Annotated in this window: 16 protein-coding genes; 2 read left to right on the top strand and 14 right to left on the bottom strand. The window is 71.4% G+C overall.

The features are described from left to right. Positions 1-2: 2 nt before the first annotated feature. The 6 genes from AC069K_RS17960 to pcaDC form a co-directional block, all read right to left on the bottom strand. The gene (locus tag AC069K_RS17960) at positions 3-908 is read right to left on the bottom strand and encodes a glutamate ABC transporter substrate-binding protein (RefSeq protein ID WP_365099538.1); all 906 of its coding nucleotides are present in this window, start codon (positions 906-908) and stop codon (positions 3-5) included. 19 nt (positions 909-927) lie between these two features. Then, positions 928-1,671: an amino acid ABC transporter ATP-binding protein gene (locus tag AC069K_RS17965; protein ID WP_358834696.1), complete on the bottom strand. Its 744-nt coding sequence runs from the start codon at positions 1,669-1,671 to the stop codon at positions 928-930. Positions 1,672-1,826: 155 nt separating this feature from the next. After that, positions 1,827-2,261, bottom strand: a complete 435-nt coding sequence (locus AC069K_RS17970; RefSeq protein ID WP_358834697.1) for a DUF6278 family protein — start codon at positions 2,259-2,261, stop codon at positions 1,827-1,829. Positions 2,262-2,345: 84 nt separating this feature from the next. Further along, a complete protein-coding gene (locus AC069K_RS17975; RefSeq protein WP_365099535.1) occupies positions 2,346-3,125 on the bottom strand; it encodes an exodeoxyribonuclease III in 780 nt (259 codons plus the stop codon). Between the two features lie 30 nt (positions 3,126-3,155). After that, positions 3,156-3,794 (bottom strand): MBL fold metallo-hydrolase, encoded by a 639-nt coding sequence (locus AC069K_RS17980; protein ID WP_365099533.1) that lies wholly within the window; start codon positions 3,792-3,794, stop codon positions 3,156-3,158. Between the two features lie 99 nt (positions 3,795-3,893). Beyond that, a complete protein-coding gene (gene pcaDC / locus AC069K_RS17985) occupies positions 3,894-5,243 on the bottom strand; it encodes a bifunctional 3-oxoadipate enol-lactonase/4-carboxymuconolactone decarboxylase PcaDC (RefSeq protein WP_478617205.1) in 1,350 nt (449 codons plus the stop codon). Between the two features lie 221 nt (positions 5,244-5,464). Here pcaDC and AC069K_RS17990 point away from each other — a divergent pair, with 221 nt between their 5' ends. Further along, positions 5,465-6,025, top strand: coding sequence for a hypothetical protein (locus AC069K_RS17990; protein WP_365099529.1), 561 nt, complete (start codon positions 5,465-5,467; stop codon positions 6,023-6,025). 164 nt (positions 6,026-6,189) lie between these two features. On the opposite strand, the gene AC069K_RS17995 is transcribed toward AC069K_RS17990, so the two are convergent. The 4 genes from AC069K_RS17995 to AC069K_RS18010 form a co-directional block, all read right to left on the bottom strand. Beyond that, on the bottom strand, positions 6,190-6,393 hold the full coding sequence (locus AC069K_RS17995; protein WP_030325187.1) for a cold-shock protein: 204 nt from the start codon (positions 6,391-6,393) through the stop codon (positions 6,190-6,192). Between the two features lie 318 nt (positions 6,394-6,711). Beyond that, positions 6,712-8,190, bottom strand: a complete 1,479-nt coding sequence (locus AC069K_RS18000) for a DEAD/DEAH box helicase (protein WP_478617208.1) — start codon at positions 8,188-8,190, stop codon at positions 6,712-6,714. A gap of 355 nt (positions 8,191-8,545) precedes the next feature. After that, positions 8,546-8,749 carry a cold-shock protein gene (locus tag AC069K_RS18005; RefSeq protein ID WP_004986771.1) on the bottom strand — a complete coding sequence of 68 codons (204 nt, stop codon included), beginning with the start codon at positions 8,747-8,749 and terminating at the stop codon, positions 8,546-8,548. A gap of 355 nt (positions 8,750-9,104) precedes the next feature. Beyond that, entirely contained in the window at positions 9,105-9,461 is a 357-nt protein-coding gene (locus AC069K_RS18010; protein WP_365099524.1) for a MerR family transcriptional regulator, read from the bottom strand. Between the two features lie 208 nt (positions 9,462-9,669). Here AC069K_RS18010 and AC069K_RS18015 point away from each other — a divergent pair, with 208 nt between their 5' ends. After that, the gene (locus AC069K_RS18015) at positions 9,670-10,041 is read left to right on the top strand and encodes a hypothetical protein (RefSeq protein WP_478617216.1); all 372 of its coding nucleotides are present in this window, start codon (positions 9,670-9,672) and stop codon (positions 10,039-10,041) included. A 126-nt stretch (positions 10,042-10,167) separates the two neighbouring features. On the opposite strand, the gene AC069K_RS18020 is transcribed toward AC069K_RS18015, so the two are convergent. From AC069K_RS18020 to AC069K_RS18035, 4 genes are all read right to left on the bottom strand, one after another. After that, positions 10,168-10,491: an SCO5918 family protein gene (locus AC069K_RS18020; RefSeq protein WP_365099520.1), complete on the bottom strand. Its 324-nt coding sequence runs from the start codon at positions 10,489-10,491 to the stop codon at positions 10,168-10,170. A gap of 55 nt (positions 10,492-10,546) precedes the next feature. Beyond that, the gene (locus tag AC069K_RS18025) at positions 10,547-10,855 is read right to left on the bottom strand and encodes a CBS domain-containing protein (RefSeq protein ID WP_478617220.1); all 309 of its coding nucleotides are present in this window, start codon (positions 10,853-10,855) and stop codon (positions 10,547-10,549) included. A gap of 92 nt (positions 10,856-10,947) precedes the next feature. Beyond that, a complete protein-coding gene (locus AC069K_RS18030) occupies positions 10,948-12,438 on the bottom strand; it encodes a DEAD/DEAH box helicase (protein ID WP_478617223.1) in 1,491 nt (496 codons plus the stop codon). Between the two features lie 170 nt (positions 12,439-12,608). Then, positions 12,609-12,812 carry a cold-shock protein gene (locus AC069K_RS18035; protein ID WP_358836351.1) on the bottom strand — a complete coding sequence of 68 codons (204 nt, stop codon included), beginning with the start codon at positions 12,810-12,812 and terminating at the stop codon, positions 12,609-12,611. Between the last annotated feature and the right edge of the window lie 222 nt (positions 12,813-13,034).

Genomic DNA, 13,034 nt, shown 5'->3' on the forward strand with positions numbered 1-13,034 from the left:
CCTCAGCTCGCCGGGTAGCGGTCGATGGGCGGGGCGGGCGCGGCCTTGCGTCCCGACAGGCCGAGCGTGGCGTCGTACGCCTTCTGCCAGTCGCCGTTCTTCTCGTGGGTCGCGAGGGCGTCGTCGAGGGCGAAGCGCAGGGCGTTGTCGCCCCGGGGCACCCCGATGCCGTAGGGCTCCTTGGAGAACGGCTTGCCGACGACCTTGAGCTCGTCGGGCACCTTGGCCGCGTAGCCGCTGAGGATGGTGTCGTCGGTGGTGACGGCGTCGACCTGGAAGGTGAGCAGGTTGTCCACACAGACGGAGTACGTGTCGTACGCGACGAGATCGGCCTTCGGGTAGTCCTTCTGGATGCGCTGGTACGGGGTGGAGCCCGCGGCCGAGCAGACGCGCTTGCCGTTCAGGTCCCGCGGGCCGTCGATGTCGTCCTCGTCGGTGCGCACCAGCAGGCCCTGGCCGGCCATGTAGTAGGGCCCGGCGAAGCCGACCAGCTTCTTGCGGTTGTCGTTGATGGTGTAGGTGCCGACGTAGTAGTCGACCTGGCCGTTCTGGAGGGCGGTCTCGCGGTTGGCGGAGGCGATCGTCTTGAACTCGATGGACTTGGGGTCGAAGCCGAGGGAGGCGGACATCATCTTGGCGATCTCGATGTCGAAGCCGGAGTAGACGCCGGTGGCCGGGTCCTTCTCGCCCATGTAGGGCTGGTCCTCCTTGGCGCCGACGACCAGGTGGCCGCGGTTCTTCGCCCGCCGCCACACCGTCGAGGCGGGCAGCGAGAAGCCGGTCATGACCTGGTAGCGGGGCAGTTGGTCGGGCTGCGGGCCCTTGACCGGCGGGCTGCCCGACTTGCCGCAGCCGCCGGCGGCCAGGACCAGCGCCAGCGCGGCCAGCGCGCGTCGCGTACGCGTCATGGTTGCGTCCACTCCCCGTTCAGTGCTTGAGGATCTTGGAGAGGAAGTCCTTGGCCCGGTCGCTGTGCGGGTTGGTGAAGAAGTCCTCGGGGGTGCGGTCCTCGACGATCCTGCCGTCGGCCATGAAGACGACGCGGTTGGCGGCGGAGCGGGCGAAGCCCATCTCGTGGGTGACGACGACCATGGTCATGCCCTCGCGCGCCAGCGACTGCATGACCTCCAGGACCTCGTTGATCATCTCCGGGTCGAGCGCGGAGGTGGGCTCGTCGAAGAGCATGACCTTCGGGTCCATGGCGAGGGCGCGGGCGATGGCGACGCGCTGCTGCTGGCCGCCGGAGAGCTGCGCCGGGTACTTGTCGGCCTGGGAGGCGAGGCCGACCCGGTCGAGGAGTTCGCGCGAGCGCTGGTCGGCCTCGTCCTTCTTGCGGCCGCGGACCTTGATCTGGGCGAGGGAGACGTTGGAGAGGACGGTCCGGTGGGCGAAGAGGTTGAAGGACTGGAAGACCATGCCCACTTCGGCGCGGAGCGCCGCGAGCCCCTTGCCCTCCTCGGGCAGCGGACGGCCGTCGATGGTGATCGACCCCGACTCGATCGTCTCCAGGCGGTTCACCGTCCGGCAGAGCGTCGACTTGCCCGAGCCGGACGGGCCGATGACGACCACCACCTCCCCGCGTCCGACGGTGAGGTTGATGTCCGTCAGGACGTGCAACTTCCCGTAGTACTTGTTGACGTCACGCAGCTCGATCAACGGATCGACGGCCATACACTGTCCTGCCCACTCATCGCTGTGTCGAGGTCAGCGCAAACTATCCAGCCCGGAAAGGGACTTCATCTCGACACGCACGAACAGGACATAAACCGTATTTTGGGTTACTGACGAGTTGGGTCCCCGGTACGGGAGGGACCGGGGCGCGGCGGTCAGACCTCGGAGGCCTCCGCGTAGATCTGCGAGAGCTCGGGCGTACCGCTCGCCGCCCACTCCCCTCCGGCGCCCACCACGTCGATCTCGCGCCCCGAGGCGAGCCGCACCACCGGCTGCCCGCCCGGCCACACCTGCCAGGAGGCGCCCTCGACCGTCCGCACGAGCACCGTGCCCAGATACAGGCCGGCGTCGTTGCCCAGCCCGGGCAGCTCCTCGGGGTCGTCCCGCCAGCGCGGCGGCAGCTGGTCCAGCGCGGCCAACGAGGCCGGGCTGTCGTCCAGTTCGAGCCCGGCCTGCTGGGCCCTGACCCGGAGCAGCTCGCACTCCGCGAGCAGCTCCCCCACACCCTCCGGATCGGTCTGCACCGCCTCGGCGAGCACCGCCGTCCGCCGCGAACCGTGCCGCTTGCGCCAGTTGTCCAGGATGTTCATGGCGTCCAGCGTCCCATTCGCCCTCACCCGCGCACCACCGGCGCGCGGAGTGTGATTCTCAGATCTGAAGGCGGAGTGTGATTCTCAGATCTCCAGGTCGACGACGACCGGCGCGTGGTCGGACGCGCCCTTGCCCTTGCGCTCCTCGCGGTCCACGTAGCTGTCCTTGACGGCCTTGGCGAACGGGGCGTTGCCGTACACCAGGTCGATGCGCATGCCCCGGTTCTTGGGGAAGGAGAGCTGGCGGTAGTCCCAGTACGTGTACGGACGGTCGTACTTCAGGGGGCGCGGGACCACGTCGGACAGGCCCGCCTCGCGCAGCGCGGCGAGCGCGGCCCGCTCCGGCGGGGTGACATGGGTCTGGCCCTCGAAGAACGCCACGTCGAACACGTCCTCGTCGGTGGGGGCGACGTTGAAGTCACCGAGCACCGCGAACGGGCGCTCCCCCGCCGCGTCCTGGGCGACGGCCGCCCTCAGCGCCTCGAACCAGGCCAGCTTGTACGCGTAGTGGCCGTGGCCGACCTCGCGGCCGTTCGGCACGTACACCGACCAGAGGCGGACTCCGCCGCAGGTCGCGGAGACGGCGCGGGGCTCCAGGGTGTCCTCGAAGCCGGGGTCGCCGGGCAGGCCCCGCACCACGTCCTCCAGGCCGACCCGGGAGACCAGCGCCACTCCGTTCCACCTTCCCGTGGCGTGCACCGCCGACTCGTAGCCCAGCTCGCGGAGCTCGGCGGCGGGGAAGCCCTCCTCGGTGGTCTTGGTCTCCTGGATGCACAGCACATCCGTGCCGGTGCTCTCCAGCCAGGCCAGGAGACGGGGCAGCCGGGCGGTGATCGAGTTGACGTTCCAGGTCGCGATGCGCATGCGGACCAGCCTAACGGCGGGGTCCGACAGTCACAGGTCCGTCGACTCCCCCGGGCTCAGCCGCGCGTGGTCGGCCCCGCCCAGATTGCCCAGGTGGGTGTCGTAGATCGGCCGGGCCAGATCGGTCAGGAGCGCGTCGTGGACGTCGATGGCCCGGCGCGGGGCGACCTCCCGTACGTACTCGATCACCTCGGAGATCTTGCTCCACGGCGCCTGCACCGGCACCATCAGCGTGTCCACGGGCCGGTCCGGGACGGTCAGCGCGTCCCCGGGGTGGAAGAGCGAACCGTCCACCAGGAACCCGACATTGGTGATCCTCGGCAGATCCGGGTGGATCACCGCGTGCAGCTCGCCGTGGACCTGGACGTCGAACCCGCCCGCGCTGAAGGCGTCACCGTGCCCGACGGTGTGGACCCGGCCCGGGAAGGCCGCCGCGACCTTCTCGGCCACACTGCGCAGGGTCCAGATCTCGGCCGCCGGGTTGGCCTCCAGGGCGGTGCGCAGCCGGTCCTCGGCGAAGTGGTCGGGGTGCTCGTGGGTGACGAGGACGACGTCGGCGCCGAGCGCGGCGTCCGCCTCGCTGAAGGCGCCGGGGTCGATGACCAGCGTCCGGCCGTCCTTCTCCAGCCGGACGCAGGCGTGGGTCTTCTTGGTCAGCTTCAGACTCATGCCCCCATCCTGCTACGGCGCGGGCCGCGGCGCCCGGACCGCGCACAGGCCCGGCTTCGCCCCCCGTCGGGGTGCGGGCGGGGGTACAGGGCCAGGCTCTCAGGGCTGCGGGGTGGTGTCCTCGCGGATGACCGCGGCGGCGGCCCGGAAGGCCGCGCCCGCCGCGGGGAGGCCGCAGTACACGGACGTCTGGAGCAGCACTTCCCTGATCTCGTCGGGGGTGAGCCCGGCCCGCAGCGCGGCCCGGGTGTGGGCCGCGATCTCGTCGAGGTGGCCGCCCGCCACCAGCGCGGCGAGCGCGACGACGGCCCGGGTGCGCCGGTCGAGCCCGTCGCGGGCCCACACCTCGCCCCAGACGTAGCGGGTGGCGAGCTCCTGGAAGGCGCCGGTGAAGCCGTCGGCGTCGGCGGTCTCGGCATCCACGCGCGCGTCCCCGAGGACCTCGCGCCGCAGCTTCATGCCCCGCTCGTACGGGTCGGGCCGCGCCTCGGCCGCGACGCCCGGGGAGGCCACGGGCTCGGCGGCCAGGGGGACGGGCACGTGCAGGGTGTGCGGGGCCGGGGCGTGCGGGGCCGGGGCGTGCGGTGGCTGCGGGGCCGCGGCGACCGGGACGGGGATCGCCGGGAGCGTCTCGTGCCAGGCGGTCGAGAAGTGGTGGACGAGCAGATCGGTGACGGCGGCGGGCTGCTCCACCGGCGCCAGGTGCGCGGCGCCGGGCACCACCGCGAGCCGCGCGTCGGGCACCCCGGCGACCAGGACGCGCGCGTCCCCGGGCCCGGTCACCCGGTCCTCGGCGCCGACCAGGACCAGCGTGGGGACGCCGATACGGGCGAGGTCGCCCCGGATATCGAAGGCGGCCAGCGCCTCGCAGGCGGCGATGTAGCAGCCCGGGTCGGTGGTGCGGACCATCTGGACGGCCCACTCCACAATGGCGGGCTGGGCCGCGGCGTAGGCGGGCGTGAACCAGCGCTCGGGCGCGCTGCGGGCGATCGGGTCCATGCCGTTGCTGCGGACGACGACCCCGCGCTGCCGGAACTCGTCGGCGGTCCCGAACCGGGCGGAGGCGGCGACGAGCGCCAGCGAGGCGAGCCGCTCGGGGTGGCGCAGCGCCAGATCCGCGCCGACGGCGGCGCCGATCGCGCTGCCCGCGTACCCGAAGCGCTGGACCCCCAGCCCGTCGAGGGTGGCGATGAGCCGGTCCCCGAGCTCGGCGACCGAGACCGCCGGGAGGGCGGGGGCCCCGCCGTGCCCGGGCAGATCGAACCGGACGATCCGCCAGCTCTCCGAGAGCTCGGGTATCTGGCGGTCCCACATGTGCCAGGTGGTACCCAGTGAGGGACCCAGGACGAGGACCGGGGCGTCTTCGGGTCCGTCAGAGCGGTATTGCAGGGTGTTCTTCGACGTCTCGCTCACTCGCCCGACCCTCTCATCTGCCGCCGGGTGTCCCATAGCCGGGGTGGGCCTGATCAGGGGCCGGGGTCGGCCTGATCAGGCCGACACCTCGGGGGGCAGGACTTTCCCGACTGCTACGGGCCGCCTCTGCGGCGGGTCGGCTCCGGGCCCTGGGCCCCGACGACAGGCCTCTCGCAATCCGAGTAGATCGGCCGTTCCTGGGAACGATCAGAGCTTCCGAACGGGAAACTCCGGTCGCCTACCCGCAAGGATCGCCGATGCTCCCTGAAGTCCGTCCCCACGTATCCGCGCCCCTCACCGAGCAGTTGAGACATCAGCTGGGTCTGGCCCGGGACGGGGAAGCCGGCCGTCTCGACGTGGAGGGGGTCGCCGGGATCGCCGTCGTCGCGGCCGCCCACTCCAGTGGGTACGCGGCCATCGGCCATCTCCTGGGGCTGCTCGCCGCGCTCCCCGCACCCACCGAGGCGGGCGAGCGGTTCTGGTCGGAGCTGTGGAGGTCCTCGGGGACCGCCTACCTGCTGCCCGCCAACATCAAGGCCGAGGTGTCGCACGCGCTGGCGGGCGAGGGGGCCGGCCTGGCCCGGCAGCTTCTCTCCGCCGTCGACGAGATGACGCCGTCCCAGCGCGTCGCGGCCGGGGAGGTGATCGGTCAGGCCCTCGGGGAGTCCGACCATCTGCCCGATCTCAAGACCCGGGTCATCGGCGAACTGTGGCTGCGGGACCTCGAACTCACCGCCTGGCGCGTCCTGCACGCGGACCGCAGGTCGGACGATCCGGCCGGACGGCGGGCCTTCGTCGACGCCTGGACGCGCGCCTGACGGAAGGACGGACGGACGCATCCGCTCCCGCGAGCGGCGCCCGAAAGGAGCGGGGGCCGCGCGGCGACGGCTGCGCGGCCCCCGGTCCTGTGCACGCCCGGCGCGCGCGGGCGCGTTCGCCCGGGTGGGGCGGCGCGTCCGCGCGGGCGGGCAGAGCGGGTGGGTCAGGCGAGGTTGATGTTCTCGGCCTGCGGGCCCTTCTGGCCCTGGGTGACGTCGAACGTCACGGTCTGGCCCTCCTGGAGCTCACGGAAGCCCGAGGAGTTGATGGCGGAGTAGTGGGCGAAGACGTCCGGGCCGCCGCCGTCCTGGGCGATGAAGCCGAAGCCCTTCTCCGCGTTGAACCACTTCACTGTTCCCGTAGCCATAGTCATGCCTTCCAGTCGATGAACGCCTCCCACTCCATGCGGAAGGCGGAGGTGATCGCCCTGGTTCCTGCGGCACAGCACAGCAAAACGCCCACGCCAAGGCGTGGGCAATGGGGAACTCCGAACCACGACAGCTGACGCAAACGCTACACGCCCGCACGCCGCGTCACCAGAGGAACGATCACGCGGCACACCGAGACCGCGCGGACGGGCGCGTCGGCGCGGACGGGCCCGCGCCTCGCAGGCCGCCGTGGTGACGGGGGCGGGGGCCCGGACGGCGCACCGTCCGGGCCCCCGGCCCCGTCACAGACTGATGCGTTACGCCACCGTGGCGGAGGAGGTACGCCGGGGCGCCCCGGCGGGACGGCGCCGGCCCCTGGAGGTCGCGCCGCGCTTGGGACGCTCGACCACCGGCGCGGTGATGACGACCGGGATGCCGGACGGGGCCTGGGCGCCGGTGATCCGGTTCAGGGCCTCGTCGCCCGAGCGGACCTGGGTGGTCTGCGGGCGGATTCCGGCGTCCGACATGAGGCGGACCATGCCGCGGCGCTGGTTGGGCGTGACGAGCGTGACGACGCTGCCGGACTCACCGGCCCGCGCGGTACGGCCGCCGCGGTGGAGGTAGTCCTTGTGGTCGGTCGGCGGGTCGACGTTGACGACGAGGTCCAGGTTGTCGACGTGGATCCCGCGCGCCGCGACATTGGTCGCGACCAGCACGGTGACGTGCCCCGTCTTGAACTGCGTCAGCGTACGGGTGCGCTGCGGCTGGGACTTGCCGCCGTGCAGCGCGGCGGCCCGTACCCCGCTGTTCAGCAGGTCCTGGGTCAGCCGGTCCACGGCGTGCTTGGTGTCCAGGAACATGATCACGCGGCCGTCGCGGGCGGCGATCTCGGTCGTGGCGGCCTGCTTGTCGGCGCCCTGGACGTGCAGGACGTGGTGTTCCATCGTCGTGACCGCACCGGCCGACGGGTCGACCGAGTGCACGACCGGGTCGGTCAGATAGCGGCGCACCAGCAGGTCGACGTTGCGGTCCAGGGTCGCGGAGAACAGCATCCGCTGCCCCTCCGGGCGTACCTGGTCCAGCAGCGCGGTGACCTGCGGCATGAAGCCCATGTCGGCCATCTGGTCGGCCTCGTCCAGCACCGTGACGCCCACCTGGTTCAGCCGGCAGTCGCCCCGGTCGATGAGGTCCTTGAGCCGGCCCGGGGTCGCGACGACGATCTCGGCGCCGCCGCGCAGCGCGTTGATCTGCCTGCCGATCGACATCCCGCCCACGACGGTGGCCATGCGCAGCTTGAGGGTGCGGGCGTACGGGGTGAGCGCGTCGGTCACCTGCTGTGCCAGCTCACGCGTCGGTACGAGGACCAGCCCCAGCGGCTGGCGGGGCTCGGCGCGCTGTCCCGCGGTGCGGGCCAGCAGGGCCAGGCCGAAGGCGAGCGTCTTGCCGGAACCGGTGCGGCCACGGCCCAGGACGTCCCGGCCGGCCAGCGAGTTCGGCAGCGTCGCGCCCTGGATCGGGAACGGCGCGTCCAGGCCCTGCCTGCCGAGTTCGGCCAGCAGCTGCGCGGGCATGTCGAGATCGGCGAACGACTCGACGGGCGGCAGCGCGGGGGTGATCGTCTCGGGGAGCGCGAACTCGCCCTGCACCGCCGCGGGCCGGCGGCCGTAACCGCCGGAGCGGCCCGGCGCGGCGGAACGGCGCGGCGCCTGCGAGCCGTAGCGGCCGGCGCCCCTTCCGGCGTCGCCGCCGCTCCGTCGGGCGCGGGCGGAACGGTCGTTCGTCATGGTGCGGTTCATGGGGAACCTTCCTCGATGTGGCCCATATCAAGGAATTCCCGCAGCGAATGAACGGCATGCAGAACGACAAGTATGAACCAGTGAAAAAGCAGCGGAGCCTTTCCGGTGGAAATCATCCGGAGGCGCGGGTGCTGGGAATGTGGGTGACGCGAGGGGACCTGGAGAGCCGGTGTCGGCTACGGTGCGGCTTTTCGGGAAGCCGCCGCGTCTCTGAACCAGGAACCCTGCGACGCGGGACCCCCGGACACGTTCCGGGAGGTCCTGCGGGGCGCGGGTGAAACCGCGCGGGAAAAGCGAGCAGCTGGGGCCCGCACCCCGAGGGATGCGGGCCCCAGCTACAGATGGTGCGTGAGCGTCAGGCCGGAACGATGTTCTCGGCGGTCGGGCCCTTCTGGCCCTGAGCGATGTCGAAGCTCACCTTCTGGCCTTCGAGCAGCTCACGGAAGCCCTGTGCGGCGATGTTCGAGTAGTGGGCGAACACGTCGGCGCCGCCACCGTCCTGCTCGATGAAGCCGAAGCCCTTTTCCGCGTTGAACCACTTCACGGTGCCAGTAGCCATGTCATATCTCCTTTAGGGGCAGTGCATCGGCATCCGCACTGTGCGGACACCGAGTCGCCGCGATGATCACCCCGCCCGGAATATGACCGGAAAGACAAAAGTGCTCCCACCTGGCCGGAGCCGGGTGGGGGCACTTGAAGTTTCGGGAACCACAACTGCAACTGAGATCGACAGTAGCACGCCGGAACGGCCCGTGCGGAGTGACTAATTCGACCTTTCCCGGGACGACACAAACCCTTCCCGCATGGTCCGTGGAACTCTCCCTCGACGGGAACAGATATTGACCGCGCGGTGTGCACCATTTCGGGAAGAGTGGTGAGTGTCGTGGGCCCGGTGCCGACCCGGGCGCTCGCCTTCAGGCAGAACCCGCGTCGCCCTCGGAGGCGTCCGCCGCCCGCTGTGCCGTGCGGCGGTACTCGGCGTTGATGCGCTGAGCCTCCTCCAGCTGGTCCTCCAGGATGACGATGCGGCAGGCCGCCTCGACCGGGGTCCCCTGGTCGACCAGCTCCCGGGCCCGGGCGGCGATCCGCAGCTGGTAGCGGGAGTAGCGCCGGTGGCCGCCCTCGGAGCGCAGGGGCGTGATGAGCCGGGCCTCCCCGATGGCCCGGAGGAAGCCGGGGGTGGTGCCGAGCATCTCGGCGGCCCGGCCCATGGTGTAGGCGGGGTAGTCGTCGTCGTCCAGACGATCGCCCAGCGGACTGTCTGCTGTCATGTCACCTCGTTGTGCAGCGCGTCGAGGGGCCTGGACGCCGTACGGCCTGGCCCGGGGGAAAGTCAACACCATCCGTCGCGGTCACCGCCGCGCAGGCCTTGCCTTCCGGCGCCGTGTGTGTGGCGTACCCCTCATCTCGTACCGCGTGTGCTCTTCGGGAAGTGGGCCTCTGCCGGGCGTCGAGGAGGGGTGGATAGAATCTCGTCCCATGTCGAACCCTGACGACCTGCTCGTCGGCATCTCCACCATGGTGGAATCCGGGCAGAGCAATCAGATGTCGCTGACCGTGGTGGTCGGTGGAGCTGTCATCACCGGCCGGCTGGCTCCCGAAGCCGTATGGAGGGAGCGAGTCTCGGAGGTACTCAAGGACTCGGACCATCTGGGCCCGTTCTCCGACGTCTTCACCGCGGACCCGCCGCGGGGCCGTGCCGACGACGGGGTGCCCACCCATCTGCACTTCCATCTCGCCCGGATCCTCCAGGGGAACGTCGGGATTCCCGAGACCGGGGGGATGTACCGCGTCGCCATCAAGGACGTGAGCGCCTGGACCGTGGGCGACTTCAGCTACTCCGACCACTGAGACCTCGAACAGCGGGGAAGGGCCCTGCCGACATGTGTCGGCAGGGCCCTTCCCCGCTGTTCTGTACGGACCTGCTGTCCTGTACGGACCCGCTGTCCGGTACGGACCGGCGTGCGGCGGTCGTCGTCAGAGCCCCAGCGGGCCGGGGCCGCCCAGCAGCGCCGAAGCGGTCTGCATCGGCGTGGTCTGCGCCGCCAGCGGCACGGGTACGGCCGCTTCGGGGCCGCGGCAGCTGAAGCCGAGCCGCGCCATGGCCCGGGTGACCTCCTGGCCGGTGAAGTCGCGGCGGTCCTGCCGGGTGATGACCTCGCCCACCTGCTTGACGGGGTAGTGGCGGCGGCCGATGAGCACGGACTCCCCCGTGATGATCTCGGGCTTCACACCCTTCATCGAGGTCACGACCCCGCTCTTGGTGAGCTCGAAGGGGAAACGGGCGATGACGCAGCGCATGGTGCCTCACAGGGTGGAAGAAGGGCGACGGGGCGGCCGGGGACGGCGGGGTGGATCAGCGGAACAGGGCGAGGACGCCCGGGGTGGAGCCGGGCGGGCCGTCGGCGGCGAGGACGTCCCGCAGCCGGAGCCGGTCCGTGTAGGCGGCGCTGTCACGGACAGCGGCCAGCCGGGTCCGGGTGACCGAGCCGGTGATCTGCTCGTCCCGGTCGCACAAAAGCAGGAACCCGACCCGGGCGCCGGCCATGACGGACAGGGCCATCTCTACGGTCATGTCGTCACTCACGCGCGGGCCCGACAGGTCGGCGGCCTCGGCCGTGCCGTGGTGTGGGGCGGGGCGTTGCCGGGTCTGGACGGGTGTCAAAGGACTCTCCTGCGGGACGGGGACGGGTGGTCCGCTCACGAGGGCCCGGCGCGGTGCGCGCGGGCCCGCGATGGCGGGGAGACGCGAACGGTCTACGCGGCCTCGGCCGGGGCCGGGCGCTGGGCCGTGCGGCGGGCCGTGTCGGCGCCGGACCTGCCGCGGCCCGCGGTGCCGCGGCGGCCGCGGGGTGTGGAGGAGGCGGAGCGGCGGGAGCGTTCCTCGGCGGGCACGGTGATGGTGACCGGGACGCCCGAGGGTGCCTGGGCGCCGGTGATCCGGCTCAGTTCGGCTTCGCCCGAGCGCACCTGGGTGGTCTGCGGGGTGATCCCGGCGGCGGCCATCAGCCGGCTCATGTCGCGGCGCTGGTTGGGCGTGACGAGCGTGACGACGCTGCCGGACTCACCGGCCCGGGCGGTACGGCCGCCGCGGTGGAGGTAGTCCTTGTGGTCGGTCGGCGGGTCGACGTTGACGACCAGGTCGAGGTTGTCGACGTGGATGCCGCGCGCCGCGACGTTCGTCGCCACCAGCACCGTCACATGCCCGGACCGGAACCGGGACAGGGTCCGTGTCCGCTGCGGCTGGGACTTTCCGCCGTGCAGGGCGGCGGCCCGTACCCCGCTGTTCAGCAGGTGCTCGGTCAGCCGGTCCACGGCGTGCTTGGTGTCCAGGAACATGATCACGCGGCCGTCGCGGGCCGCGATCTCGGTGGTCGTCCGGTGCTTGTCCGCGCCCTGCACATGCAGGACGTGGTGCTCCATGGTGGTCACCGCGCCCGCGGACGGGTCGACGGAGTGGACCACGGGGTCGGTCAGATAGCGGCGGACCAGCTGGTCGACGTTGCGGTCCAGCGTGGCCGAGAACAGCATCCGCTGGCCGCCGGGCTTCACCTGGTCGAGCAGCTCGGTGACCTGGGGCATGAAGCCCATGTCGGTCATCTGGTCGGCCTCGTCGAGGACGGTGACGGCGACCTGGCCCAGCCGGCAGTCCCCGCGGTCCACGAGGTCCTTGAGGCGGCCCGGTGTGGCGACGACGACTTCCGCGCCGCCGCGCAGCGCGGCCGCCTGCCTGCCGAGCGACATGCCGCCGACCACGGTAGTCAGGCGGAGTCTGACGGAGCGGGCGTACGGAGTGAGGGCGTCGGTGACCTGCTGGGCGAGCTCGCGGGTGGGCACCAGGACGAGGGCCAGGGGTTGGCGCGGCTCGGCGCGCAGCCCCGCCGTACGGGCCAGCAGGGCGAGGCCGAAGGCGAGGGTCTTGCCCGAACCGGTGCGGCCGCGGCCGAGGACGTCACGGCCGGCGAGCGAGTTCGGCAGGGTCGCCGCCTGGATCGGGAACGGTACGGTCACGCCCTCGTGGCCCAGCGCTTCCAGCAGCTGCGCGGGCATGCCCAGATCGGCGAACGCCTCGACGGCCGGCAGGGCCGGGGTGAGCGTCTTCGGGACCGCGAACTCACCCTGGGGCGCGTTCTGCCGCCGTCCGGGGCCCGAGGGGCGGCGCGGGGAGCCGGAGCGGAATTCACCGCCGGAGCGGGGATTTCCGGTGCGGGTGCGGGCGGAGCGGTCGTTTATGCGCGTGCGGTCCACGGGGAACCTTCCTTGACGTGGCACGTATCAAGGAATTCCCGCAGCGGACGAGCAGCGCAGAGAATCGCAAGAACGAGCCGGGATAATGGGGTTCACCAACCCCTGAAAACGCAGCAGCTGGGGCCCGCACCCCAAGGTGCGGGCCCCAGCTGCGCAAGTGCGTGTCGACGTCAGGCGAGAACGATGTTCTCGGCCGTCGGGCCCTTCTGGCCCTGCGCGATGTCGAAGTTCACCTTCTGGCCTTCGAGCAGCTCGCGGAAGCCCTGGGCGGAGATGTTCGAGTAGTGGGCGAACACGTCGGCGCCGCCACCGTCCTGCTCGATGAAGCCGAAGCCCTTTTCCGCGTTGAACCACTTCACAGTTCCGGAAGCCATGTTATTTCTCCTTCGGGGCGGTGCTCGCGGTGCACACCGTGTGCACTGCGTGTCGCCGTGATGATCACCCTGCCGGAAATAACCGGGACCAGAAAGGGTCACCGCCGGAATCGACCGGCGGGACACCTGCAAGATTTCAGGCGCCACAACTGCAACTGAGATCGACAGTAGCACGGTGCGATCGGCCGTGCGCGGCACATTTCCCCGCCCCGGCCTGTCGCG

The sequence above is a fragment of the Streptomyces sp. NPDC043908 genome, from assembly GCF_056435525.1.

Bases quoted from the DNA above. Each gene is read 5' to 3' on its own strand.
- AC069K_RS17995 (WP_030325187.1), bottom strand. From the start codon at position 6,393: ATGGCTACGGGAACAGTGAAGTGGTTCAACGCGGAGAAGGGCTTCGGC.
- AC069K_RS18000 (WP_478617208.1), bottom strand. From the start codon at position 8,190: ATGAACCGCACCATGACGAACGACCGTTCCGCCCGCGCCCGACGGAGC.
- AC069K_RS17975 (WP_365099535.1), bottom strand. From the start codon at position 3,125: ATGCGCATCGCGACCTGGAACGTCAACTCGATCACCGCCCGGCTGCCC.
- AC069K_RS18020 (WP_365099520.1), bottom strand. From the start codon at position 10,491: ATGCGCTGCGTCATCGCCCGTTTCCCCTTCGAGCTCACCAAGAGCGGG.
- AC069K_RS17990 (WP_365099529.1), top strand. From the start codon at position 5,465: ATGCTCCCTGAAGTCCGTCCCCACGTATCCGCGCCCCTCACCGAGCAG.
- AC069K_RS18015 (WP_478617216.1), top strand. From the start codon at position 9,670: ATGTCGAACCCTGACGACCTGCTCGTCGGCATCTCCACCATGGTGGAA.
- pcaDC (WP_478617205.1), bottom strand. From the start codon at position 5,243: ATGGGACACCCGGCGGCAGATGAGAGGGTCGGGCGAGTGAGCGAGACG.
- AC069K_RS17980 (WP_365099533.1), bottom strand. From the start codon at position 3,794: ATGAGTCTGAAGCTGACCAAGAAGACCCACGCCTGCGTCCGGCTGGAG.
- AC069K_RS18035 (WP_358836351.1), bottom strand. From the start codon at position 12,812: ATGGCTTCCGGAACTGTGAAGTGGTTCAACGCGGAAAAGGGCTTCGGC.
- AC069K_RS17970 (WP_358834697.1), bottom strand. From the start codon at position 2,261: ATGAACATCCTGGACAACTGGCGCAAGCGGCACGGTTCGCGGCGGACG.
- AC069K_RS18005 (WP_004986771.1), bottom strand. From the start codon at position 8,749: ATGGCTACTGGCACCGTGAAGTGGTTCAACGCGGAAAAGGGCTTCGGC.
- AC069K_RS18010 (WP_365099524.1), bottom strand. From the start codon at position 9,461: ATGACAGCAGACAGTCCGCTGGGCGATCGTCTGGACGACGACGACTAC.
- AC069K_RS17960 (WP_365099538.1), bottom strand. From the start codon at position 908: ATGACGCGTACGCGACGCGCGCTGGCCGCGCTGGCGCTGGTCCTGGCC.
- AC069K_RS17965 (WP_358834696.1), bottom strand. From the start codon at position 1,671: ATGGCCGTCGATCCGTTGATCGAGCTGCGTGACGTCAACAAGTACTAC.